Raw genomic sequence first — 25348 nt, 5'->3', positions numbered from 1 at the left:
CAACGCAACCCAACCCAAACCGGCCCGCCAGTCAATGGCGGGCCGGTATCATCAGGTCAGTTTTCGGGCAAAATCCGATATAGCACCGGCCGCCTCGATAATGTTCTGGCTTTGCGTCCGTCCGGAACTTTTGCGCGGCTTGAAATCATGTTCGCCGTCTTCAACCCAATGCAGCGCGATCGTCTTTGACAAATCATATCCGGCGATCTCGTCGGGTTTGCCAAACGGATCGCGCGTTCCGTGACAAATCAGTGCGGGCGTTACAAGGCTGGCCAAATGCTCGGTCCGAAGGTTTTCGGGTTTGCCCGGCGGATGGAACGGATATCCAAGACATACAAGCCCCGCCACCCCAAGATCATCTGCCACCATGCTGGCCATGCGACCACCCATTGATTTGCCACCAAGTATCAGGTTTTCCGGCCCACCAAGCTGGCGCACGACCTCGCCTAAAAACGGCAAAAGAACTGCCGCGCGGTCGGGCCCGCGCTTTTTGCCATCCACCCGGCGTTTGGCCATATAGGGAAACTCAAACCGTGCCACCCGCAAACCGCCAGCAGCCAGTGCCTCCGCCATTTCATTCATGAACGGACTGTCCATCGGCGCCCCGGCACCATGTGCAAGCGCGATGGTCAAACCGGCCTTCTCATCCCCGTCAAACAGAAACGGGATTTCATACGTCGTCATCAGACAATCTCCAGACAGTCATTGCAGACCAGATCACAGAACCACACGGCTGCGATGTGTAACGCTACGTGCAGCTAATTACAGTTGCAGAGATTACCTCTTTTGCAAAAGCTCGATTCCTGAATGATTATAAGGTTATAATTGCCTGCCCCACCCGGTCGGCAAGCCCCTTGTGCCGATATCTGTCAGATCGCGCCACCCGCGATATGCCGATCCTTTTGTTTGCAAAGGCAATCATCGTGTCATCAGAACCGCAACACACACCCGAAATACCATCAAAAGAACGCCTTGGCCGATTGCCCAAGCCGGTCCAGTGGATGGTAATGGTATCGGTATCGCTGGTGTTTTCGGTGCTGCTTCATCGCTGGCATGTGCCTGCTGCGCTTTTGGTCGGGCCGATGATCATCGGTATTGTCATGGGAACCAATGGTGCCACCATAACACCGCCGAAATCCCTTTATCTCGGGGCGCAATCCGTGCTCGGCGTGATGATTGGCGGATCAATGACCATCGGCATCCTGACATCCTTTGTCCAGGACTGGCCGCTGATCATCGGGGTCACAACCATAACGCTTCTGGCCAGCAGCTTTCTGGGCTGGATCCTGTGCGTCAAACAGGTTCTGCCGGGAACCGCGGGCATCTGGGGATCGTCACCGGGGGCTGCATCGGCGATGGTCATCATGGCCGAGGCCTTTGGCGCGGATGCCCGTCTTGTTGCCTTCATGCAATATGTCCGGGTGGTGATCGTGGTTGCCGTGGCATCCAGTGTTGCCAATTTCTGGGTTGATCCCGAAGTCGCCGCTGCTGCGGCATTAGCCCATCAATGGTTCCCGCCGCTTGATGTGCCGGGCTTTGCGATCACGCTTGGGCTGGCAGCTATCTGTTGCCTTGTCGGGGAAAAATCGCGCCTGCCGTCGGGCACGCTTTTGATACCGATCATTGTCACCATGATCCTGCATGTCAGCGGCTATATTGATGTCGTGTTGCCCGAATGGTTTCTGGGCCTGACCTATGCGATGATCGGCTGGGTGATCGGGCTTAAATTCACCCCGCCGGTCTTGCGCCACGCCGCCCATGCCTTTCCCAAGGTCTTGTTGTCGATCATCATGCTGATCGGCTTTTGTGCGGGGATTTCCGGTCTTTTGGTGATCTTCATGGATGTTGATCCGCTGACCGCCTATCTGGCGACAAGTCCGGGTGGACTTGACTCGGTCGCGATCATTGCTGCCAGCACCAATGTCGATCTGTCATTCATACTGGTGTTGCAGGCCACCCGGTTTTTCATGGTCCTTGCCTTTGGTGCGCCGCTTGCCCGGTTGGTTGCACGGCGCACCGCCCATCTGACCGGCCCCGAAAACGAGAAGGCCTGATGGATCACATCTGCGCACGCAGATATCAGGTCACATCGTAAGGATCTTGCCGATAAAGCCTTCGACCCGGGTGCGAAGTTCGCTTCCCTGGGTTTCAAGATTTGCAGCCGCATCGCTGAGTTCACCGGCAACCGCATCGGCATGGGCGATGGCATTGGTGATTTCTTCGACACTGTCCCCGACCGACCGTGCTTCGGAAACGGCACTGGTTGCCCCCGATGCCACGGAAATACAGATTTCGGCCTGTTCTTCTGTTTGTGCGGCAGTGGTTTCGGATCGCGCCTGCAAGGTATCCATCGCCAGGGCGATCTGATCGATGTCATTACCAGCCTTGGCAATGGTTCCAAGCATCAGCTCCATCCAGCGCGAAATCTCGTCTGTTGCACTGGCAGACTGCCCGGCAAGGGCCTTGACCTCCTTGGCGACAATCGCAAACCCCTTGCCGGCCTCGCCGACGCGCGCAGCTTCGATCGATGCATTAAGCCCCAGCATCTTGGTTTGTGCGGCAATCGCAGAAATCGATGACAGCATCTTTTCCGCATCGGCGGCGCGGGCCTGAAGGGTGGCAAATGTTTCGCGCATGTCACGGGCCTGACACCCGATTTCGTGGGTGGTGCGCACGGTTTCGGCCGCCTCGCCGCCAACATGTACCAGCTGGCTTTTCAGGGTTTCCATCTGCTGGGCAACATTTTCAATACGCTGAAGCGCACTTTGTGCCGCCTGCGCGATCCCCTGATTGCAGTTGCGCGTCTGATCATGGCTGTCGCCCAGAACGTCAAGCGCGCTGCGCACCTGACTGACCGCAGCGCCAAGCATCCCGACCGTGCCCTGAACCTGATTTTCAAAATCCGATGCCAGCTGTTCGCGCGATTTCAAAACCTGTTCACGTTCCAGAATGCGGGCAACCTGCCCGCCGACAAATCCCAGAAGTTCCAGCAATTCATCATCAAGCCGGGCAATGTCGGGGCTGAAAAACTCGATCACGCCTTCTGTGCGGCCTGACAGCTTGACCGGCAGGGCAAAGCATCCCCGAAGCCCGTTTCGCGCCGCAGACGGCGCACGCAGGAAACCGTCCTTTTGCGTGACATCCGCGATACAAACCGCCGTACCATTGGCCGCGACACTGCCGATCAATCCCTGCCCCAGGGCAAAAACAGTCTGTTCGGACTGGGCTCGGAAATCGGCAATCCTTGCGCCGGAAATTGATGAACTGATTGACCAGATGCCCGCTGATGACAATTCATCACCTGATCGCAAATAGGCATGCCCGATCGGCCATGCACAATAATCACACACTGCGGTCAGGATATCGCCAATCGCCTCATCGCGTGCGCTGGCCTCGTCTGCGACCGTGCTGACCTTGCGCAGCAAACGCAAAATATCAACCAGTGCAGAACCATCAGGCGCGCGACGGAATTGCGGATCGTTTTCGGGGGAAACAGAACGGATGAAACCGGCAAGCATCTTGAAACTCCGAGGCTGAAACAGTTCGGTCCCCACACGGAAACCAAACAGGTCATGCAAGCCTCGTTGCCTGCCAATCATCGAAATGTCCGGGCGCCATTGCCCGGTCACAAGGGAATATTAGCGTACTATTGCACACGCGAAAAGAACATTTCGCGTGTGCAATACAATCAATCATTTAGACCGGACCGCAGGTGCTTTGCCACGCCACCTGGTGCGCGAAACACGCTGTTGGCAATCAGCGGACCTAAACCCTGACCTTGCGAAAGACACCCGATGCGATCATCACACCAAGGATCACCAGCACCACGGCAAGTGCCAGCGCAAGGTTGCCCTGCTCACCCAGCAGGATCACACCGCCAAGTGCTGTCAGGGCCGGCGTCATCGCCCCGAATGCCGACGCACCGGTTGATCCGATATGACGCACGGCAAGGCCATAGGTAATCACCGCAACACAACCGGCCAAAAGCCCCTGGGCAGTCAACAGCATCATGACATCGCCAACCGGCGCATCGGCAAGCGTGGTGCCGGTAAAGACCGCAATGATGGCCATGATCACAAAGGACCAGAAACCGACAAAGGCCGCGGCCTCAAGCGCGCCAAGGCCACTTTGGCGCATGGCATGGGTATAGCACGCCCACATGAACGCCCCGGCTGAAACAAGGCCATAGCCCAGCAACATGTCACTGCTGACCTCGCCTGCCGGTTTAAGCGCCACAAGCGACAAGACCCCGACAATCACCGCACCATACCCGGTCAAACGTAGCTTGCCCGGACGTTCGCCAAACATCACAACAGCAATCAGAACCGCCCAGACCGCCATCACACCAGGCAACAAAATGCCCACATGGCTGGCCGGAACGAATTGCAGCGCACTGGCAACCATCAGCGTGTAAAACGCCCCCGACCCGACCAGCATCAAAAGACCATTGGCAATCGAAAGCCCCTTGGGCCAGATGCCTTTTTTCAGCCAGATCGGGGCAAGCAGAACAAACGGCACCACAAAGCGCAAAAGACCAATATCCACAGCTGTAAAGCTTGATGTCATGGCATAGCGGGTCGCAATAAGCCAACCGGCCCAGATAAAGACCGTCGCCAAGGCAGATGTCACACCGACAAGTCGGCTTTCCGTCGCACTGGTGGCACGAAGCGCGGAAGTTTCAGACATAACAGGTTATCCGATAAAGGGTTGATTTTGCCCGAATCAGACCATGCCGCGCCCAATACGGCAACCCCTTTGACCGGAGGTCAGCTATGCGCGGCAAAATCCATGAAAAAACGGCGCAAGGTTGCCCCTGCGCCGTTTTTGATTTTCCCGATGACCGGATCGAAATCAGATGCCGAATTCGGCAAAGAAATCATTGCCCTTGTCATCAATAACGATGAAGGCCGGGAAGTCTTCGACTTCGATCTTCCAGACGGCTTCCATGCCAAGTTCCGGATATTCGTGAACTTCGACCTTCTTGATGCAATCCTGTGCCAGACGCGCAGCCGGGCCACCGATCGAACCAAGATAGAAACCGCCATATTTCGCACAGGCATCCTTGACGGCCTTCGAACGGTTGCCTTTTGCCAGCATCACGAACGAACCGCCAGCGGCCTGGAACTGCTCGACATAGGCATCCATGCGACCGGCCGTGGTCGGGCCGAACGAACCCGACGGCATGCCTTCCGGGGTTTTCGCCGGACCGGCATAATAGACCGGATGGTTTTTGAGGTATTCGGGCATCTCTTCACCGGCATCAAGGCGTTCCTTGATTTTGGCATGCGCGATGTCACGGGCCACAATCACGGTCCCGGTCAGCGACAGGCGCGTTTTGACCGAATATTGCGAAAGCTGCTTGCGGATTTCATCCATCGGACGGTTCAGGTCAACCTTGACCACTTCGTCATCAAGATGTTCGTCCGTCACCTGCGGAAGGTACTTCGCCGGATCATGTTCAAGATCCTCGATAAAGATACCGTCTTTGGTGATCTTGCCCAGAATCTGACGATCGGCAGAGCACGAAACACCCAGACCAACCGGGCAGCTTGCCCCGTGGCGCGGCAGACGGATCACACGCACATCGTGGCAGAAATACTTGCCGCCAAACTGTGCGCCGATGCCCATTTCGCGGGTCATCTCAAGAACCTTCTGTTCCCATTCAAGGTCACGATAGGCCTGACCATGCTCGCCACCTTCGGTCGGAAGGTTGTCGTAATAACGCGCTGACGCCATTTTCACGGTCTTGAGGCAGGATTCTGCCGACGTACCGCCAATAACGATGGCAAGGTGATACGGCGGGCAAGCCGAAGTGCCAAGGGTGCGAATTTTCTCGTCAAGGAACTTGCGCAGGCTTTCCGGGTTCAGAAGCGCCTTGGTCTGCTGGAACAGGAAGGTCTTGTTGGCAGACCCGCCGCCCTTTGCCATGAACATGAATTTATATTCATCGCCCTTGGTCGCATAAAGATCGATCTGTGCCGGAAGGTTCGACCCGGTGTTCTTTTCTTCGAACATGTTGATCGGGGAAACCTGTGAAAAGCGCAGGTTATGTTTCTGATAGGCCTGCCAGATACCTTTGGACAGTGCTTCTTCATCCGAACCATCGGTGATGACCTTGCCACCCCGTTTGCCCATGACGATTGCCGTTCCGGTATCCTGACACATCGGCAAAACACCGCCCGAGGCAATGGATGCGTTTTTCAGAAGATCCATCGCAACGAACTTGTCGTTCGGTGTGGCTTCTTCGTCATCAAGGATTTTGCGAAGCTGTTCAAGATGGCCCGGACGCAAAAGGTGCGAACAATCGAAAAACGCCTGAAGGGTCAGTTTTTCAATCGCTTCGGGTTCGACCTTCAAATAGGTCTCGCCATTGACGTCAACGGTGGAAACACCCTCATCGCCGATCTTGCGGTACGGGGTCGTGTCCTTCCCCTGATCGAACATGGGTTTATAGACAAAATCACTCATGGAAGGCTCTCGTCTCTCTCAAAACAAGGTGGGATTGTTTTTTTCGATAATTGACGCGGAACATAGCGCCTCGACAAAGAAATTTCCACGTTCTTTGCCCTTGTATGCGTTTTTTGCCCGCAAATACGCAGTTCTGCGGATAAGCAAAGCCTGTTATTGGGTGTCTATTGCCTGTAAACGATCATTCTGATAGCGCGCTGATTGATCCTGCCCTAGACATTACCCGTTCTAAAAGTGCATCAAGGTTGCGCACCCACAATCGGGTGCGTTTTTTGTTTCAGGTTTGCCCATGCTTTCCCAGATTTTGATTATCCTGCCGATTTTTGCACTGATCCTGACAGGATGGATCGCGCGCAAAGGCGGTGCCCTTGGTCCGACCGCCACGCGCGAAATCAACCGGCTTGTGGTCTATTTTGCCCTGCCCGCCCTGTTGTTTGACATCATGGCAAAGGCCGAACCCCATGAAATCTGGCAACCTGACTTCATTCTGGCTTTTGGTTTCGGCTGTGGCGTGGTCTTTATCCTGACCATCATCATGCGGATTGCCAGCGGCCATCATCTGGTCGATGCGGTGATTGACGGCCTTACCACCAGTTACGCCAATGCCGGTTTTCTTGGCTTCCCGCTTGTTCTGGCCCTGATTGGTGAAAGCGGTCTGGCCGCAACCCTGATTGCCACCATCCTGACCGCCTGTGTGCTGTTTGCCATTGCCATCATCCTGATCGAATTTGGCCTGCAACAGGAAACCAGCCGTTTTGACATCATTCTCAAGACCCTCAAGGCACTGGTCAAAAACCCGCTTCTGATTGCGCCGACCCTTGGCACAGTGGTGATGCTATCCCCGTGGGAAATTCCCGGCCCGGTTGATGTTTATCTGAAACTTGTTGGCGGGGCGGCCGCCCCGTGTGCGCTGATTGCACTTGGACTGTTTCTGGCTGATCGCACCGCCAATCAGAAGCACGAAAAATGGAGCACCACGGGGATTTTCGTGATCCTCAAACTGGTTGTCCAACCGGCCCTGACCTGGGTGATGGCGGTGCCGGTTCTTGGCCTGCCGGGCCACATGGCCCATCTTGCGGTCCTGCTTGCAGCCCTTCCGACCGGGACCGGGCCCTTCATGCTGGCCGAATTTTACAACCGCGAAAGTGTACTGACCGGGCGCATGATCCTGATCACCACCATCCTGTCGGTTGGCACCCTGTCGGCCTATCTGGCGATTGCCTGACCGCAATTGAAAACGGGTCCGACACATTGGTGTCAGACCCGCGATCGATGTTCCGGCCATGCGCCCGAAGGCGGGTCGGTTTTATTTCTTGCGGAACGCGTCCAGTGCGATGACCTCGCCGGTTTCGCCCGCATCGGGTTTGGATTTTTTGCGCGATGATTTTGACGGTTCGGCCACCAGCGTCGGTGCCGCTTCTTCGTCATCCATCAGATCGGCATCCAGATCATCATCTTCTTCAAAGTCGAAATCATCGTCATCCATTTCTTCTTCGACGCTGAAGGTCAGCATGAAGTTGGCAGACGGATCGACAAAGGCCAGCATCGCATCAAAAGGCACGACCACAGTGGTCGGCATGCCATCGAAGCTCATTCCAACCGAGAAATGGTCATCTTCGGACTTCAAATCCCAGAACCGGTGCTGCAACACCACCGTGATGTTGTCGGGATGCGCTTTGCGCTGACTTTCAGGCAGTGCAACACCGGGATGGTTGGTCTGGAAAGTGATATAGTAGTGATGCTCGCCGAAAAGGCCTTCTTCAGCCACGCGCGCAAGAATATCTTTCACCACGCCGCGCAGCGCCTGGTCGACCATAAGATCGTAACGGAATTCTTCCGGTTTCTGCATCAGTAATCCTGTATCTGGCGGGATACCGGTGCTTTCCGGCAAATCCCGTCATTGTCATATAGCATCTCTGCACGCCAATTGCATCTTGGAGTGCCTTATAATGACTCTATTCATAACGAAGCGGGGAATAAATACAAGAGTGGGGCGTTCTGTTGCTAGGTGCCCCGTCCCCCACCAGATTACCGCTCCCGGCAACCGGAATTTCGCTTTGGTGCTAGTACCGCTTAGGCGGCAACAGCAACCGGAGCATTGTTGTCGTTTGCATTTACAAACATTGGCCCGATGCGGTGGTACCATGCCGAGCGCCCACATTGACTTTTACTGCTCACGTCGATCCTATTTCGGCCCCACGAAGATTGTCTGAGTCGGACAACCGATAAATTTGGTGGAGCCGCCGGGTACCGCCCCCGGGTCCGTAAAGCCTATTCTGTCACGCAGTTTAGCGCCGTAGTCGGGTTGCCCCGACAGCCCCTATATAGGTCAAACCGGGTCCTTTTCACAAGGGGATTTGGGAAATCTTTTTTTTCATTCGAACGGAACATTCCGATATCCGGGCAATGCCGGATTGCCGATTTTGCCCACCATCAAACACGGCGGAACGTATCGGGATAATCGATCACCAGCCCGGCTTCATCGATTTCAAGCTCTGCCGAGAAATTGCGAAACAGCCCTTCATAGCGATAACGACGCCCCGGAATCAGACAGCTGTAACGTTGCGCTGCACGCGACGGAAGAAAATCACCCTCGATCTGACTTGGAAGCGGCACATAGGCCGCCGAAATATCGCACGCCTCCCCCGCAGGCAGTTGCAATCGCCGGATCGGAAGCATGTTTGTTGCTGGCGTGATGCCGATATCCACATCAAAACAGCCCGTCAGAGCCGGCAAATCCCGATCAGCCAGACAGTCAAACCAGTTTCCCTTGCCGTCAGATGTGACATGCATATGCGCCCCGCCGACATAGCTTACCCGGACTTCGCGCGTTGCATATGACGCGTCGGTCACAACAAGGTACGATCCGCCATACTGGCCTTCACGCGTGCCAATCACCACACCCTCAAGCTTGATCCCGTCCGCGTCGGTTTGGCAGACACAATGTTCAAGCCCCTTTCCGTCCCAATCAACCCACTGAACTTCCGTTCGCATATGACCGACACTCCCTGCGTTAAACGCGCCAAAATTTCATGCGATCAAGTATAGCCACACGGGGTGAATTTGCGCGATCTCTCCTGACAGGAACCGTCAGCAGGGGCGTGTTTAAAACGCGATATCAAAGGGGACACTGCGTTGCTTGCCGATGACCGCCGACCTGACTATGCTGCCCCAAAGACGATTCCGAAAAACGCAGGACTGAGCATGCAGCAATATCTTGATCTGATGCGTCTGGTGCGCGACACCGGCACGCGCAAGGAAGACCGCACGGGTACAGGCACCGTATCGATTTTCGGCCATCAGATGCGGTTTGATCTGTCCGAAGGTTTCCCGCTGGTCACCACCAAGAAACTGCATCTGAAATCAATCATTCATGAATTGCTGTGGTTCCTTGATGGCGACACCAATGTCAAATATCTGCAAGACAACGGTGTGCGCATCTGGAACGAATGGGCCGATGAAAACGGCGATCTTGGCCCGGTCTATGGCGGCCAGTGGCGGTCATGGCGCGGGGCCAATGGGGAAACCATTGACCAGATCACCGGCCTGATCGATCAGATCAAAAACAATCCCGATTCCCGCCGCCTGATCGTTTCGGCCTGGAACGTGGCCGATGTGCCCAACATGGCGCTGCCGCCCTGCCATTGCCTGTTCCAGTTCTATGTCGCGGACGGCAAGCTTTCCTGTCAGCTGTATCAGCGCAGTGCCGATATCTTCCTTGGTGTGCCGTTCAACATCGCATCCTATGCGCTTTTGACCATGATGATTGCCCAGGTTTGTGATCTTGGCGTTGGCGATTTTGTCCATACCCTTGGCGATGCACATCTTTATACCAACCACCTTGAACAGGTTGAATTGCAGCTGTCGCGCGATCCCCGCCCGCTGCCAACCATGAAAATCAATCCCGATGTCAAATCGATCTTTGATTTCAAGTTCGAGGATTTCGAACTGGTCGGTTATGACCCGCACCCGCATATTGCCGGCAAGGTTGCTGTCTGATGCCGGCAAACAACAATGAACGGATTGAACGGGTTGCGGTTGTTGCTGCGGCCGAAAATGGCGCCATCGGCAAGGATGGCTGGATGCCGTGGGAACTGCCCGAAGACCTTAAACGGTTCAAGGCCCTGACCCTTGGCAAACCGATGATCCTGGGCCGCGTCACGTTTGAAGCCATTGGCCGCCCGTTGCCCAAACGGACCAATATCGTCGTTACCCGCGATAAGGACTGGTCATTTGATCATGAAAATGTCCGCGTCTGCCATGACATCGAAACGGCCATCAGGCTTGCCGACGAAATTGCGCTGCGCGACGGGATCAATGAAGTCATCATTGCCGGTGGCGCCCAGATTTATCACCTCGCCCTGCCTTTTACGACGCGCTTTGAGTTGACCGAAGTTCACGCAAAGATCGACGGCGACACATTCCTTGATCCGCTGGCAGAAGATGAATGGCGCGAAACCGCCCGTCAAAGGATCGACAATCCCGATGGTCCGGACTACAGTTTCGTGACCCTTGATCGGATATAGGCGCGATATGCGTGTGGCTGCACCCTGCCGTGATGCCACAGCGGTTGATTTTCCAGGCCAGCCGATCCATCTTTAAAACAGTTATAGAACACTCGTTCCAGTGTTCTCGTCACTACCCAAGGAAATGTCATGGCGCGCCCCCGCGGATTTGATGAAGAAAGCGTTCTTGATAACGCAATGAACATCTTCTGGAGCAAAGGCTTTGAATCGACCTCTGTTCAGGATCTGGTGGAAGAAACCGGCCTGAACCGGGCAAGCATGTATGCAAGCTTTGGCGACAAAAAGGCTCTTTTCCTGCGTGTGCTTGACCATTACAGCCAGAAAATCAGTTCCGAGCGTTTTGCCAATCTTCGCGAAATCGAAGACGGCCGCGAAGCAATTGAAAAGACTTTCCGCGACACCGCCAAAACCGGCTGCGCAGAAGGCAAACATAAAGGCTGTCTGATTGTGAATTCGGGGATGGAACTGGCCCCGCATGATCCCGAAACCGCTGCTATCGCCCATCAGGCCTTTCGCCGGGTCGAAGACATGTTTGCCGCCGCGCTTAGCCGTGGCATCAAACATGGCACGATTTCAAAGGACAAGAACATCCGCGCACTGGCGCGCTTCCTTGCCGGGTCGATCCAGGGCGTTCAGTTGATGTCGCGCCGCGGTGCGGATCGTGAAACGCTTGAAGATTACACCAACACCATTCTCGAAGTCCTGAACTGACCGGTTTGTGAACCCCGCAAACCGCTGTTTCCGATCACGGTTCAGTGATCGGTCTCGAAACATGTTGCATTATAGAATGATCATTCCATAATAAGGTCAAACAACACATACACCAAGTCTTGAGGAACGAAATGTCTGCAATTACCCCGCTTCTGCCCCGTCAGCCTGTCCCGTCTCTCAGCGTTCCGCTGGTCGGGGGCGGCACCTGGTCGCTGGCCGATCAGAAACCGGAAAACTTCACCATGGTCGTGTTTTATCGCGGCCTGCATTGCCCGATCTGCGGCAAATATCTCAAAGACCTTGATAACAAGCTCGCCGATTTTGCCAAGCGCGGTGTAAATGTTGTCGTCCTGTCCTCGGACGGCGAAGACCGTGCGACCGAGGCCAAGGCAAAATGGGGCCTTGAAAACCTTGATCTCGGCTATGGGCTTGATCTTGATAAGGCCCGCGAATGGGGTCTTTATATCTCGACCTCGAACGGCGTGACCTCAAGCGGCTATGAAGAACCGGCGATCTTTTCCGAACCCGGTCTGTTTCTGGTCCGTCCGGACGGCACCCTTTATTTCGGCACCGTCCAGACCATGCCGTTTGCCCGCCCGGCCTTTGACCAGATCCTTGGCGCGCTTGATTTCGTGATTGCCAAGGGCTACCCGGCACGCGGCGAAGTGGTTGATCACACCAATCCGTGATCCTGCCCAACATGCGAACAGGTCCCTTCCCCAACCTGTCGCGACGTAATCTGCAAAACAAAGCCCGGCAACTGAAATGCCGGGCTTTTTGTTCTTCGGTATCAGATCGGGGAAGGATCAATCCTCGTCCGGGTCGTCACCCTCTTCGCGGCGCCGGCGCGGGCGCAACACGATCCAGGCTGCAACAATCGTCAATGCCGCCATGCCAAACCAGGTCAGCGCATAGGACATGTGATTGTTGGGGAAACTGATCCGGGTCAGTCCGCCGACCGGAAGCTTTGCCGAATTTTCCGCCCCGTCGCCATCAATGAAATACGGGGCGACATCATTGGCATCAAGCCCGCGCTTTTCGGCCATGGCGCGGACATCGCGCGAATACCACCGATCATCCCCGGGCACATTGTCACGCATGAATGTCCCGACCGGCTCGTCAAGACGCAGAAGCCCCGTCACCGTGACCTGCCCGTCGACCATGCCATCGCTGCGGGTGTCGGGGTTGCGGCGGTCGGTCGGGACAAAGCCGCGATTGACCATGACAATCGTACCATCGTCGCGTTCAAGCGGCGTCATCACCCAATAGCCCGCCCCGTAATCGGTCGCGGCATAGACATGGCTTTCCAGATCATTGCGATAGGTGCCGGTAACGGTAACCTTGCGATATTCATCGCGTTCGCGGCTGACATTGGCCCAGTCATCGCGGCGTGGGGCCGGTTGGGCATCACCATGCACGCGTGCATCAACCCGCGCAATCAGATCAAGTTTCCAGGCCCGGCGTTCGATCTGCCAGTATCCAAGGGCGCAAAACCCGGAAAACAGAATGACCGCCAGTGCCAGAACCACGATCCGGGTGGTCATGGATGGTCCGCGCCGGGATGGTTGCGTTGCTGTGGTCGTTTTGGCGGTTCGGGAAATGCGGTTGTCCGTCATCTCGCTTTCTTTCCAAGGGCATCTGTGTCTGCGAACGAAAAAGGGCGCGATACCGGTAAAGTATCGCGCCCCCTTCAGATATCAAGCAACGGCCTAGCCAAAGCTCTTGATCATTTCATGATCCATCTGCGGCATCATGTTGGTATTGAGGTGATACATCACCCACAGCGAACCGGCGATGGCAATCGCCACGATCACGATGGTGAAGATCAGCGCCAGCATGTTCCAGCCACCTTCGGATTTGGTGTTCATATGCAGGAAGTAGATCATGTGAACCACGATCTGAACCACACCAAGACCCATGATCCAAAGTGCGGTCGCGACCTTGCTGTCAAGAACGCCATCCATCACCAGCCAGAACGGGATCGCTGTCAGGATAACCGACAGGATGAAACCGATCAGATAGCTTTTGAAAGTACCGTGAGAGGCACCATCGCCGTGATGGTCATCATGTGCGTGTGAATGTGCACTCATCCCAGAACTCCCAGCAGATAAACGACAGAGAAGACACCGATCCAGACCACGTCAAGGAAGTGCCAGAACATCGACAGGCACATCAGGCGACGCTTGTTTTCCGGGATCAGTCCGCGCTGGGACACCTGAACCATCAGGGTCACAAGCCAGATGATGCCGAACGTCACGTGCAGACCGTGGGTCGCAACCAGCGTATAGAACGCCGACAGGAAGCCACTGCGCATCGGGGTTGCCCCAATGCTCCACAGGTGATGGAACTCGTAAAGTTCCAGCCCGACGAACGCGATCCCGAACAGACCGGTAATCGCCAGCCACAGCTGGGTGCCGGCAATCTTGCCTTTTTCCATCTGAAGCATGGCAAAGCCATAGGTGATCGACGAGAACAGCAGCATCGAGGTGTTGATCGCCACCAGTTCAAGATCGAACAGATCCGCCGGCGAAGGCCCGGCCGCATAGTTGCGGCCAAGCACGCCATGGGTTGCAAACAGGATCGCAAAGATGAGGCAATCGCTCATCAGATAGATCCAGAAGCCAAGCATCGTACCGGTTTCCGGGTGATGCTCTTCTTTCAGGTAAAAGACCGGCGTTTCGGTCTGAGAGGCAGTATTATTCGCCATTGTCATTCCCTTACGCCTGCTGTTTTGCCAGAAGGGCGGTACGTTCGTCTTCGGTCTTCACAACTTCATCTGCCGGGATGTGATAATCACGGTCATAGTTGAAGGTATGCGCAATCGCACCAACCACCAGCACGATGAAGCTGACAGCCGCCAGCCACCAGATGTGCCAGACAAGGGCGAAACCAAGGACAAGCGAAATCGCAGCCAGGATAAAGCCAGCGCCGGTATTTTTCGGCATGTGGATATCGATGAAGCCCGATGTCGGACGTACAAAGCCACGCTTTTTCATATCCGCCCAGGCGTCCAGTTCATGAACAACCGGGGTAAAGGCGAAGTTGTAGGCCGGGGGCGGCGACGAAGTCGACCATTCCAGCGTACGACCACCCCACGGGTCACCGGTTTCGTCACGCAGCTTCTCGCGATTGATAACGGCAACCACGATCGACATCAGGAACGAACCGATACCACCGGCGATCAGAACCGCACCAAAGGCCGCAATAACGAACCAGATCTGAAGCGACGGGTCGTCAAAGTGGCTCATGCGGCGGGTAACGCCCATCAGGCCAAGAACATAAAGCGGCATGAAGGCAAAGTAGAAGCCGATGGTCCACAGCCAGAACGACATCTTGCCCCAGAACTCATCCAGCTTGAAGCCGAATGCTTTCGGGAACCAGTAAACGATACCGGCAAACATCCCGAAGACCACACCACCGATAATCACGTTGTGGAAGTGGGCAATCAGGAACAGGCTGTTATGGAGCACGAAGTCAGCCGGCGGAACCGCCAGCATAACACCGGTCATGCCACCAATGACAAAGGTCAGCATGAAACCGATCGTCCACAGCATCGGCACATCAAAGCTGATGCGGCCCTTATACATGGTGAACAGCCAGTTGAAGACCTTTGCACCGGTCGGGATCGAGATGATCATGGTTGTGATGCCAAAGAAGGCGTTCACACTTGCACCCGAACCCATGGTGAAGAAGTGGTGCAGCCAGACGATATAGGACAGGATGGTAATAACCACCGTGGCATAAACCATCGAGCTGTAGCCAAACAGGCGCTTGCGGCAGAAGGTCGAAACAACTTCGGAAAACACACCAAACGCCGGCAGGATCAGGATGTACACTTCCGGGTGACCCCAGATCCAGATCAGGTTGATATACATCATGGCGTTACCGCCAAGATCGTTGGTGAAGAAGTTGGTGTCTGCATAACGGTCAAGACCAAGCAGAACCAGAACCGCGGTCAGAACCGGGAATGCTGCAACAATCAGGATGTTGGTGCAAAGCGAGGTCCAGGTAAAGACCGGCATTTTCATCATCGACATGCCCGGTGCGCGCATTTTGACGATGGTCACAATCAGGTTCACACCCGAAAGCAACGTACCGACACCGGCAATCTGCAAGGCCCAGATATAGTAATCAACCCCCACACCCGGACTATAGACAATGTCCGAAAGCGGCGGATAGGCCAGCCAACCGGTTTTTGCGAACTCACCGACAAACAGCGACGCCATGATCAGGACGGCACCACAGGTGGTCATCCAGAAGCTGAAATTGTTCAGGAACGGGAATGCAACGTCGCGCGCGCCGATCTGCAGCGGCACAACGAAGTTCATCAGACCGGTCACCAGCGGCATCGCCACGAAGAAGATCATGATCACGCCATGCGCGGTAAAGATCTGGTCATAGTGGTCGGGCGGCAAATAACCGGCAACATCCCCAAACGCGATCGCCTGCTGGGCGCGCATCATCAGTGCATCGGCAAAGCCACGCAAAAGCATGACGATCGCCAGAATGATATACATGATGCCGATCTTTTTATGATCGATCGAGGTGATCCACTCGTTCCAGAGATATCCCCACAAACGGAAATAGGTAAGCGCGCCAACAACGACGAGCCCGCCCAGCACCACGGCAGCAAATGTCACGGCGACAATCGGCTCGTGGAACATCGGGATGGAGTCGATTGACAGCCGGCCAAATATAAAATGTAAAAGGTCCGGATTAGAGAACATCGGATTACTCTTCTTTCAAATGCAGCAAGGCACCAGATACCCGGTGCGAAAACTGCGAAGGGCCGGTTGGCTTTCACCAACCGGCACTGCTTCAGAACCCTGTCGAAACGCCTGCGGGCGCAATGCTCATGGCGCGTGCACTCTGTCCATTGTCAAACAAGGGCAGATTGGCAAGCTCGCCAGAAAAACCACTTTCAGGGGTGGTGCAAAGCGACGCCACATAGGACTTGCTTTCGGGCAACGGCTGACTTCCGCGCATATGCGGAACGTCATAGGTCAGCGACATCACGTTATAGATGCCAGCCAGTCCACCGCCGCCTTTCGCGTCGATCGCCATCATCTCGTTCATGCACATTTTCGACTGGTCGACGCACATGTTGAGGATCGCGGTATAGAGTTCCGGGTCCACTGCGCTGTAGTAGTGAACCGGCTCGGCGACGCTCGGCTTTTCGAGTTCAAGATACTGGGAACGGCCAAGGAAGTTCTCGTCGGACTTCACATCAGCGACCCATTTGTCAAAGCCTTCTTCGCTCAGGCCGTGGAACTTGAAGCGCATATGAGAGAAGCCCTCACCGCTATAGTTCCCCGAGAAGCCTTCATAAACGCCCTCTTCGTTGATCACGGCATGGAGTTTGGTTTCCATACCCGCCATCGAGTAAATCTGGCCCGCAAGAGCCGGAATGAAGAAGGAGTTCATGATACCCGAAGAAGTGATTTTGAACTGAATGGGGGTATCAATCGGAGCTGCAAGTTCATTGACGGTCGCAATGCCCTGTTCCGGATACAGGAACAGCCATTTCCAATCGAGGGAAACGACTTCGATCACCATCGGTTCGTGATCTTTGGCCAACGGACGTTCAGCGTCAATACGGTCCAGCGGACGATACGGGTCAAGCGTATGCGTCGTAACCCAGGTGATCGCGCCAAGCGCAATAATGATCACCAGTGGTGCGGACCAGATGACGACTTCCAGCTTCGTGGAATGGTGCCATTCGGGATCATATTCCGCGTCCTTGTTGCCCTGACGGTATTTCCAGGCAAAGAAGACAGTCAGTGCCATCACCGGAACGATGATCAGCAGCATCAGGATCGTGGAAACGATAATCAGATCGGACTGCTGGGACGCGATATCACCCGACGGGTCGATAACAACCAGGTTGCAACCGGCCAGAAGCGAAAACATCGAGGCTACAGCGACGCCGCGTACAAGTTTTGAAAGCATGCGCTTCATACTTTGTCAGTTTCTGGAAGATGTTCTCACAGGCAACAATATGCCTGCGAGCCGCATGAACGACCCATCGGAGATCGCCACACGTCGTACCCCGTCGCAACGGCATATAGGAATAATCATTCCAAACATCCACGGAAAGGGCACAATTTTGGCAAATTTTTTTCAAAAACCCGCCAGGTCGGAATTTCGCGGGAATTGCTATAGCTGCATCGCAACAATGTCAAGATACCCGCCGTGCATAGCTGGGTCTTAATGACAATTATCATTCCAATGTAAACCTAACGTTGTGCGGTGCAGAAAGATAATTGACACTGACGTTTGCAATTCACATGTCTATACTTAGACTCGATCCAAAGTCGTATCGTCCTTTGATCCGAATTTGTGATCCAATCAAAAGTAGTTAGGACCAAAAGGTCCGACCAGTGATTTAGGGAGAACGGCGTGAACCAAACAACAGAAAACTACGCGACCGCCACCTCATCAGGTTTGGAACGCGACGCACGGCATCTTAATGCCGACGCAACCAACGATCCCGGTCAGATCGCGCTTGGCGTGATCATCGGCCGGACTTCGGAATTTTTCGACTTTTTCGTTTACTGCATCGCATCGGTACTTGTGTTCCCGCAATTGCTGTTTCCCGGCGAAACGGCATTGGTCGGCACCATGTATTCCTTTGCCATCTTCTCTCTGGCCTTTATCGCCCGCCCGGTGGGCTCGCTGGTCTTCATGACGGTTGACCGGCATTATGGCCGTGGCGTCAAACTGACGATTGCCATGTTCATGCTCGGCGGCTCGACCGCGGCGATGGCCTTCCTGCCAAGCTATGCCTCTGCCGGTGTTCTTGCGATCTATCTGCTGTGCAGCTTCCGCTTCCTGCAAGGTCTTGCATGGGGTGGTGCCTGGGATGGTCTTGCATCGCTTCTGGCCCTCAATGCGCCGGACAACCGCAAGGGCTGGTATGCGATGATCCCGCAATTGGGCGCACCGCTTGGCTTCATGCTGGCATCTTCACTGTTTGCCTATCTGCTTCTGACCCTGCATCCCGATGACTTCCTGGCCTTTGGCTGGCGCTATGCGTTCTTCGTGGCCTTTGCCATCAACGTGGTCGCATTGTTTGCCCGCCTGCGTCTGGTTGCCACCTCGGAGTTCGGCCATCTTCTTGAAAAGAACGAACTGGAAGCAGCCCGCGTGATGGACACACTCAAACATAACGGTCGTACCGTTGTGCTTGGGGCACTGGTCCCGATGGTCAGCTACGCGCTGTTCCATCTGGTCACGGTCTTTGCGCTCAGCTGGGTCTATCTGTATGCCAACGGCAATCCGGGGCAGTTCCTTCTGACCCAGGGTGTCGGTGCCGTACTTTGCGCCTTTGGCATTGTCGCATCGGGCTTCATCGCCGATCAGCTCGGTCGTCGTCGCCTGCTGGGATACAGTGCCGGGATCATCTTCCTGGGTGCTGTTCTGACCCCGCTGCTTTATTCCTTCAACATCATCAATGAAGGCATGATTGTTTTAGGTGGCTTTGCGGTTCTGGGCCTGTGCTTTGGTCAGGCGGCCGGCACGCTGGCATCGAACTTCAAGCGTGAATACCGCTATACCGGGTCTGCCCTGACATCCGACCTTGCATGGTTGCTCGGTGCCGGTTTCGCACCGCTGATCGCATTGTATCTGTGTGACAAGTTCGGTCTGCCCGGTGTTGGTGCCTACCTGCTTTCAGGGGCAATCGTTACCCTGCTGGTATTGCACTTCAACAAGCATTTCGGTTCCAAAAATACCGATTGATCACCGGATCCCGGATCCAATCCAACCGCAAACACCCCGGTCAAAACCGGGGTGTTTTCATATGTGGCTTTATCGCCTGTGCGCCGGGGCTTCGACCTCAGCCAGGCCTGGCATGAAATCGCGCAGGATTTCAAAAAACTTCCGCATGCGTGCCGGATAATAGCTGGCATAGGGATAAACCAGATAAACAGGCAAGGATGACGCCTGCCAGTCCGGGCATAAATGCATCAGCTTTCCGGTTCGCAGGTCATCGGTCACGATCCAGCGCGACACAATCCCCGCCCCCAGCCCGCCAAGCACCGCCTGACGGGTTGCAAACAGACTGTCTGTACTCAGACGCGGCTTGATCGGAAACCGGATCAGTTCCCGGCTGCCGATATTTTGCAGCGAAATCTCCGACCCGTAAAATGTCTTGAGAGACACCCACGGCAGATCCGCCAGCATCCCGACATCACAAACGGGTCTGTTTGCCAGAATGTCGGGTGCGGCGACAACAATACGCGGGATTTCCGCAAGCAGCACGGCAACATGTGACGGATCGGACACCGCGCCAACATGAATGGCACAATCGATCCGTTCGGAAATAAAGTCCGGCGGCCGGTCGCTCAGGACCCAGTCGACACTGACCTGGTCATAGCGTTTCAGGAATTTGATCAGCGGCTGAAGCAACTGATCCTGCCCAAAGGCATGGGGCACCTTGACCGCAAGCCGCCCGACCGGTTCGCCATCCGTACCCGAAAGTTCTTCGGTCAGGGCGTCCCACCCCTCAATCAGGGTGCAGGCATGAGCATAACACCGTTCCCCGTCATCGGTCAGCTTGATCGCATGCGTATTGCGCAGGATCAGCTCGACCCCAAGCATATCCTCAAGCGTCCGCAACCGGCGACTGATGGTCGGCTGGGTCGTGCCAAGCAATCCTGCCGCCGCCGACAGACTTCCGCCATCCACGATACGCACAAATGTTTGCATCAACTCCATACGATCAACGGAAGACATTCATCACCTATCATACGCTTTACGTATAACCATCTTACCGCACAACCCTCTACCAAACCAGCGTGTCATCCATATTCTGGGCCAAAATCAATTCCGCTTTACGGAGCTTTCAATGACCACCGCGCAAACAACTGCTGATCCGCAGCAGATCACGGCGGCCCCGTCGCGCAACATCATCTTTGCGCTTGCCCTTGGTGCGGGATCGGCCGTGGCCTCGATCTATTATACCCAGCCGGTTCTCAACATGATCGGGACCGAACTTGGGCTTGGTGCCGGGACAACCGGACTGATCCCGACAGTGACCCAGGTCGGATATGCTTTGGGCATTCTGTTCCTGTTGCCGCTTGGCGACCGTTATGATCGAAGGACCCTGATCGTTCTTAAAAGTGTCCTGCTTGCCGCCATGCTTCTGACCGGCAGCATTTCACCGGGCCTGAACACCATCCTGTTCACAAGTCTTCTGATCGGCATCACCGCAACCATGGCCCAGGACATTGTTCCGGCCGCCGCCATCCTGTCGCCCAAACATCTGCATGGCAAAACCATTGGTACCGTCATGACCGGTCTTTTGATCGGGATCCTGCTGTCACGCACGGTCAGTGGCGTGATCGCCGAATATTTCGGATGGCGGATTGTGCTGCAACTCGCTGCGGTTCAAATCCTGATCATCGGCTTTGCGCTTTGGAAAATCCTGCCGCCGTTCCAAACCCACGCAACGATGAGCTATCCCAAACTCCTGCAATCCCTTGCCCATCTCTGGACTGAACATCCATCGCTGCGCCATGCGGCCATTGCACAGGCATTCCTTGCGGTTGCCTTCAGCGCGTTCTGGTCGTCGCTTTCGCTGATCCTCCATCAACGCTATGGGCTTGGCAGTGACGTTGCCGGTGCCTTTGGCTTGCTCGGTGCTGTCGGGGCCCTGATGGCACGCTATGCCGGAAGCCTTGCCGATCGCCATGGCCCGGCACGGGTTACCAAACTGGGCTCCGTCATCCTGATCCTGTCCTTTGCCATCATGTGCATGGTGCCCGCACTGTCATCGGTCAGTGCACAGCTTGCCATCCTTGCCATCGGCACCATCGGCTTTGATCTGGGGGTTCAGGCGTCTCTGGTTTCGCACCAGACCATTGTCTATCAAATCGCCCCCGAAGCCCGCAGCAGACTGAACTCGGTCTTCTTTACCGTGATGTTTGTCGGCATGGCATCCGGATCGGTTCTTGGCACCCAGCTATTTGCCAGCGGCGGTTATCTGTCGGTGATGGCGGTCGGTATCCTGGCTGGCATCATCAGCCTGACCATCAGAATGATCGCCGATCGCAAGGCGGCGCAGTCCTGATCACCAACCATGATCCTGTTTGATCGGATAACGAAAAACACCCCGGCCAAAACCGGGGTGTTTTTACATCTGGAGACCTGAAGCGCGCGAGCCGACAGCGCGATTTTCATGCGGAGGTCACGGTGTGACTGGCTTCTGCCGTTTCAGGCACGTCATCGGCGACAATCGCTAGACGAAAACCTTTGTAATGTTTTCGAAGCATCATCCGTACAACGATGAACTGCCAGAAAAACATCCATAGAGCATTGAAAAGCCAAACGATAAATCCGCCGTCAAGCGTTGCGCCAGATACCTTGTTAAAGAAGCCGATACCAAAATGGATAACGAAACTGATCACAAAGCCGCCGACAAACGCCCCCGCAAACGATCGCCAAGTCAACAGCCACCATACGCGCACAATTCGCCCGTCTGTAAGTTCGAGTTCCTGCATGCAAGTAACCTCTTTCGAAAAGTTTGGGCATGGCCTTTTGATTGCACAATCAAACAACTATTGCACTTTAAAGATGCATTCATTGCAAGACCAAACTTCCCGACGTGGTCGCTCTTACAAAGGAATGCCCAATCAAACGTAGTTTGACGGGAACATCGCGCGTTTGGCGTCTTCGTCCATTTCGGTTTTGAAGCTGTGACCTTTGCCGACATCGCGTGCGGCAATTGCCGCCGGATGACTGTTCATCGCCGCGAACCAGCGTTTCAGGTTGGGATAGTTATCCATCACATCCGGGTTCTTGTGGACATAGGGCGCCTTGTCGACCCAGCCCCAGGCCGAAATATCAACGATGGTCATTTCATCGCCGACAATAAATTCACGGCCCTTCATATGATCTTCAAGAACCTGATAATGCCGGGCGATTTCATTGCGGTAACGGTTCACACCGTAATCGCTGCCTTCCGGGGCGACATACTGGAAATGCACCGCCTGACCGGAAAACGGACCAAGGCCGGTGGCAATGAACATCAACCATGAAAGAAGCTCGCCACGATCTTCCGGCTTGCCCAGAAACTTGCCGGACTTTTCGGCCAGATACATCAGGATGGCATTGGAATCAAACACCCGGACTTCCGTGCCGCCGGCCCCGTCGGTATCGACAATGGCTGGCACCTTGCCATTGGGATTGACCGCGCGAAAGGCCGGGTCATGTTGCTGACCCTTGCGGGTGTCGACCGGCAGGACTTCATATTCAAGCCCGGATGCCTCAAGCATCATCGAGATTTTCTGCGGGTTCGGGGTCGGATGAAAATAGAAGCGGATCATCAATGGTCTCCTTGCGGGCCCGCCTGATAACACAAAGCTGTGACCCGGTATTGCATTTTGGAACGTTCGTTTTAAATTGACCGATAATGTCTCAGTTGGCAAGGTTCCTTTATTGACCCTGCCACTCAAAAATCATCACAGGAGCCCCAAGCCCATGATTGACCTTTATTACTGGCCTACCCCGAACGGCCACAAGATCACGCTGTTCCTTGAAGAAGCCGGGCTGGATTACAAGATTTTCCCGGTCAATATCAGTGCCGGTGACCAGTTCAAGCCGGAATTCCTGGCCTTTTCGCCAAACAATCGCATGCCGGCCATCATCGACCATGATCCGGCAGATGGCGGCGATGCCATCACGGTGTTTGAATCCGGGGCGATCTTGCAATATCTCGCCGAAAAGACCGGCAAGTTCCTGCCGACTGATATACGCGGCCGCAAAACGGTGATGGAATGGCTGTTCTGGCAAATGGGCGGACTTGGTCCGATGGCCGGTCAGAACCATCATTTCGGCACCTATGCCCCTGAAAAGATCCCCTATGCCATCACGCGTTACGTCAACGAGACCAACCGTCTTTACGGTGTGCTGAACAAACGTCTCGAAGGCCGCGACTTCATTGCCGGTGATGCATATACCATTGCTGACATGGCATCCTATCCGTGGATCGTAAGCCATGAAAAACAGCAACAGGATCTCAATGACTTCCCGAACCTGAAACGCTGGTTTGAAACCATCAAGGCGCGCCCGGCCACCATTGCCGCCTACAAGGCCGCCGAACCATTCACCGCACAGCCTGCTGTGACGGAAGAAGGCAAGAAAATCCTGTTTGGACAGACATCCAAACCGGCCTGATACCGAAACAGACCCGGCGGTCCCTGCCGGGTCTTTTTTTTTGACCGGATCGTCTGTACCGGCAGCTTGTGCCCCCACCTATTACCTTCCCCTTTTTCCCGCCCATTTTTCCAAGCCTTTTGCCCGGCCTTTTTGGCAAGCCTTTTGCCAAGCCTTTCGGGACTTCTTACTTTTTTGATTGCATTACGGCTCCCTTCCCCGTAAATGTTACGTTATAACATAACATTTACGGTCGATCTGATGAAACGCCTTCCCGTTACTGTTCTGTCCGGCTTTCTTGGTGCGGGCAAAACCACTCTTCTCAATCATGTTCTCAACAATCGCCGTGGCTTGCGGGTTGCGGTCATTGTCAATGACATGTCCGAGGTCAATATCGATGCCGACCTTGTGCGCAATGGCGGCTCGGAGCTTTCCCTGACCGATGAAAAGCTGGTCGAAATGACCAATGGCTGCATTTGCTGCACCTTGCGCGATGATCTCCTCGCCGAGGTCCGCCGTCTCGCCGAACAGGGATGCTTTGATTATTTACTGATTGAATCAACCGGCATTTCCGAACCGTTGCCAGTCGCGGCCACCTTTGATTTCCGCGATGAAAACGGCCAATCGCTTGGTGATATTGCCCGGCTCGATACCATGGTGACGGTTGTCGATGCCGCGCGCATGATTGCCGATTACAGTTCCACCGACTTTCTGTCCGACCGCGGCGAAAGCCTGGGCGACGGGGATGACAGATCGATTGTGGATCTTCTGGTTGATCAGATCGAATTTGCTGATGTGATCGTTGTTAACAAGCTTGATCTTGTCGATACCGAACAACGCCAATCGGTACTGGCCATTCTAAGGGCCCTGAATGCCGATGCCGAAATCATCGAAACCACCAACAGCATCGTTGACCCGCAACGCATCCTCAATACCGGGCGGTTTGATTTCGAACGGGCACAAAATCATCCGCTGTGGGCCAAGGAACTCTATGGCTTTGCCGATCACGTGCCCGAGACCGAAGAATACGGGATCAAAAGCTTTACCTTCCGTACATCCCTGCCCTTTCACCCGCAACGGTTTCATGCCTTCATCAATAGCGAATGGCCCGGCGTCCTGCGTGCAAAGGGGCATTTCTGGCTGGCGACCCGCCCGGACTGGGTCGGTGAAATCAGTCAGGCCGGGGCAGCTGTCAAGACAGAGGCCCTTGGAACATGGTGGTGCGCGGTTCCGCGCGATCAATGGCCCGACAATCCGGCATGGCGCGATATGGTCTTTTCAAAATGGGATCCGGTCTTTGCCGATCGTCGTCAGGAAATAGTTTTTATCGGTCAGCACATGAACGAGGCCGCCCTGCGCCAGCGTCTTTCGGACTGCCTTGTCGATGAGGATGAAGATGCTCTGGCCACATCCTTTGATCCGACCCGTTATGCCAATCTGCCTGATCCGTTTCCGCGCTGGGGCAAAAGGACTGCATAAACCGGGTA

Annotated in this window: 24 protein-coding genes and 1 other RNA gene; 10 read left to right on the top strand and 15 right to left on the bottom strand. The window is 55.0% G+C overall.

Annotation, left to right across the window (positions count from 1 at the left end):
* Positions 1 to 51 precede the first annotated feature (51 nt).
* A complete protein-coding gene (locus tag WA429_RS15930) occupies positions 52 to 684 on the bottom strand; it encodes an alpha/beta family hydrolase (protein ID WP_287466440.1) in 633 nt (210 codons plus the stop codon).
* A gap of 239 nt (positions 685 to 923) precedes the next feature.
* On the opposite strand from WA429_RS15930, the gene WA429_RS15925 reads away from it, so the two are divergent.
* Positions 924 to 2054, top strand: a complete 1131-nt coding sequence (locus tag WA429_RS15925) for an AbrB family transcriptional regulator (RefSeq protein WP_228195752.1) — start codon at positions 924 to 926, stop codon at positions 2052 to 2054.
* Positions 2055 to 2084: 30 nt separating this feature from the next.
* Here WA429_RS15925 and WA429_RS15920 read toward each other — a convergent pair whose 3' ends face one another.
* From WA429_RS15920 to WA429_RS15910, 3 genes are all read right to left on the bottom strand, one after another.
* Complete coding sequence (locus WA429_RS15920) at positions 2085 to 3518, bottom strand: methyl-accepting chemotaxis protein (RefSeq protein WP_287466441.1); 1434 nt, start codon at positions 3516 to 3518, stop codon at positions 2085 to 2087.
* Positions 3519 to 3765: 247 nt separating this feature from the next.
* Positions 3766 to 4686, bottom strand: coding sequence for a DMT family transporter (locus tag WA429_RS15915; protein ID WP_287466442.1), 921 nt, complete (start codon positions 4684 to 4686; stop codon positions 3766 to 3768).
* Between the two features lie 165 nt (positions 4687 to 4851).
* Entirely contained in the window at positions 4852 to 6468 is a 1617-nt protein-coding gene (locus WA429_RS15910) for a fumarate hydratase (RefSeq protein ID WP_287466443.1), read from the bottom strand.
* Between the two features lie 289 nt (positions 6469 to 6757).
* Here WA429_RS15910 and WA429_RS15905 point away from each other — a divergent pair, with 289 nt between their 5' ends.
* Positions 6758 to 7693, top strand: coding sequence for an AEC family transporter (locus WA429_RS15905; RefSeq protein ID WP_287466444.1), 936 nt, complete (start codon positions 6758 to 6760; stop codon positions 7691 to 7693).
* 81 nt (positions 7694 to 7774) lie between these two features.
* Here WA429_RS15905 and WA429_RS15900 read toward each other — a convergent pair whose 3' ends face one another.
* The 3 genes from WA429_RS15900 to WA429_RS15890 form a co-directional block, all read right to left on the bottom strand.
* Positions 7775 to 8317 (bottom strand): SspB family protein, encoded by a 543-nt coding sequence (locus WA429_RS15900; protein WP_068517086.1) that lies wholly within the window; start codon positions 8315 to 8317, stop codon positions 7775 to 7777.
* Positions 8318 to 8455: 138 nt separating this feature from the next.
* Positions 8456 to 8822, bottom strand: a transfer-messenger RNA (tmRNA) gene (gene ssrA / locus WA429_RS15895).
* Between the two features lie 79 nt (positions 8823 to 8901).
* Entirely contained in the window at positions 8902 to 9462 is a 561-nt protein-coding gene (locus WA429_RS15890; RefSeq protein WP_287466445.1) for a putative glycolipid-binding domain-containing protein, read from the bottom strand.
* 210 nt (positions 9463 to 9672) lie between these two features.
* On the opposite strand from WA429_RS15890, the gene WA429_RS15885 reads away from it, so the two are divergent.
* The 4 genes from WA429_RS15885 (at position 9673) to WA429_RS15870 (ending at position 12394) form a co-directional block, all read left to right on the top strand.
* Entirely contained in the window at positions 9673 to 10467 is a 795-nt protein-coding gene (locus WA429_RS15885) for a thymidylate synthase (protein WP_068517170.1), read from the top strand.
* Positions 10467 to 10994, top strand: coding sequence for a dihydrofolate reductase (locus WA429_RS15880; RefSeq protein ID WP_068517084.1), 528 nt, complete (start codon positions 10467 to 10469; stop codon positions 10992 to 10994). The genes WA429_RS15885 and WA429_RS15880 overlap by 1 nt, the downstream gene beginning before the upstream one ends.
* 129 nt (positions 10995 to 11123) lie before the next feature.
* Positions 11124 to 11705, top strand: coding sequence for a TetR/AcrR family transcriptional regulator (locus WA429_RS15875; RefSeq protein WP_101247864.1), 582 nt, complete (start codon positions 11124 to 11126; stop codon positions 11703 to 11705).
* 131 nt (positions 11706 to 11836) lie between these two features.
* Positions 11837 to 12394 carry a peroxiredoxin-like family protein gene (locus WA429_RS15870; protein WP_101247863.1) on the top strand — a complete coding sequence of 186 codons (558 nt, stop codon included), beginning with the start codon at positions 11837 to 11839 and terminating at the stop codon, positions 12392 to 12394.
* Between the two features lie 117 nt (positions 12395 to 12511).
* On the opposite strand, the gene WA429_RS15865 is transcribed toward WA429_RS15870, so the two are convergent.
* The 5 genes from WA429_RS15865 to cyoA all read right to left on the bottom strand — a co-directional run bounded on the left by WA429_RS15865 (position 12512) and on the right by cyoA (position 17654).
* Positions 12512 to 13321: an SURF1 family protein gene (locus WA429_RS15865; protein WP_287466446.1), complete on the bottom strand. Its 810-nt coding sequence runs from the start codon at positions 13319 to 13321 to the stop codon at positions 12512 to 12514.
* A gap of 93 nt (positions 13322 to 13414) precedes the next feature.
* Complete coding sequence (locus tag WA429_RS15860; protein WP_068517081.1) at positions 13415 to 13795, bottom strand: cytochrome o ubiquinol oxidase subunit IV; 381 nt, start codon at positions 13793 to 13795, stop codon at positions 13415 to 13417.
* Complete coding sequence (cyoC, locus tag WA429_RS15855) at positions 13792 to 14412, bottom strand: cytochrome o ubiquinol oxidase subunit III (protein ID WP_068517080.1); 621 nt, start codon at positions 14410 to 14412, stop codon at positions 13792 to 13794. The genes WA429_RS15860 and cyoC overlap by 4 nt, the downstream gene beginning before the upstream one ends.
* 10 nt (positions 14413 to 14422) lie before the next feature.
* A complete protein-coding gene (gene cyoB / locus WA429_RS15850; protein ID WP_068517079.1) occupies positions 14423 to 16432 on the bottom strand; it encodes a cytochrome o ubiquinol oxidase subunit I in 2010 nt (669 codons plus the stop codon).
* A 91-nt stretch (positions 16433 to 16523) separates the two neighbouring features.
* Positions 16524 to 17654 (bottom strand): ubiquinol oxidase subunit II, encoded by a 1131-nt coding sequence (cyoA, locus tag WA429_RS15845; protein WP_228195743.1) that lies wholly within the window; start codon positions 17652 to 17654, stop codon positions 16524 to 16526.
* 450 nt (positions 17655 to 18104) lie between these two features.
* Between cyoA and WA429_RS15840 the strand changes: the two genes are divergently transcribed.
* Entirely contained in the window at positions 18105 to 19445 is a 1341-nt protein-coding gene (locus WA429_RS15840) for an MFS transporter (protein WP_101247861.1), read from the top strand.
* Positions 19446 to 19514: 69 nt separating this feature from the next.
* On the opposite strand, the gene WA429_RS15835 is transcribed toward WA429_RS15840, so the two are convergent.
* Positions 19515 to 20441 (bottom strand): LysR family transcriptional regulator, encoded by a 927-nt coding sequence (locus WA429_RS15835; RefSeq protein ID WP_287466447.1) that lies wholly within the window; start codon positions 20439 to 20441, stop codon positions 19515 to 19517.
* Between the two features lie 112 nt (positions 20442 to 20553).
* Here WA429_RS15835 and WA429_RS15830 point away from each other — a divergent pair, with 112 nt between their 5' ends.
* Entirely contained in the window at positions 20554 to 21777 is a 1224-nt protein-coding gene (locus tag WA429_RS15830; RefSeq protein ID WP_287466448.1) for an MFS transporter, read from the top strand.
* Between the two features lie 106 nt (positions 21778 to 21883).
* Here the strand turns inward: WA429_RS15830 and WA429_RS15825 are convergent, their stop codons facing one another.
* On the bottom strand, positions 21884 to 22207 hold the full coding sequence (locus tag WA429_RS15825) for a hypothetical protein (protein ID WP_206927202.1): 324 nt from the start codon (positions 22205 to 22207) through the stop codon (positions 21884 to 21886).
* Positions 22208 to 22339: 132 nt separating this feature from the next.
* Positions 22340 to 23032, bottom strand: a complete 693-nt coding sequence (locus WA429_RS15820) for a glutathione S-transferase family protein (RefSeq protein ID WP_287466449.1) — start codon at positions 23030 to 23032, stop codon at positions 22340 to 22342.
* 154 nt (positions 23033 to 23186) lie between these two features.
* Here WA429_RS15820 and WA429_RS15815 point away from each other — a divergent pair, with 154 nt between their 5' ends.
* Both WA429_RS15815 and zigA read left to right on the top strand, forming a co-directional pair.
* Complete coding sequence (locus tag WA429_RS15815; RefSeq protein ID WP_101247857.1) at positions 23187 to 23882, top strand: glutathione binding-like protein; 696 nt, start codon at positions 23187 to 23189, stop codon at positions 23880 to 23882.
* Positions 23883 to 24122: 240 nt separating this feature from the next.
* Positions 24123 to 25340: a zinc metallochaperone GTPase ZigA gene (gene zigA / locus WA429_RS15810; RefSeq protein WP_287466450.1), complete on the top strand. Its 1218-nt coding sequence runs from the start codon at positions 24123 to 24125 to the stop codon at positions 25338 to 25340.
* The last annotated feature ends 8 nt before the right edge of the window (positions 25341 to 25348 follow it).

The organism is Thalassospira sp. CH_XMU1420-2 (genome assembly GCF_037029325.1).
Lineage (GTDB): Bacteria > Pseudomonadota > Alphaproteobacteria > Rhodospirillales > Thalassospiraceae > Thalassospira > Thalassospira povalilytica.
Note: the sequence above shows the minus strand (reverse complement) of the source record. Positions and strands in the feature narration are given on the sequence as shown.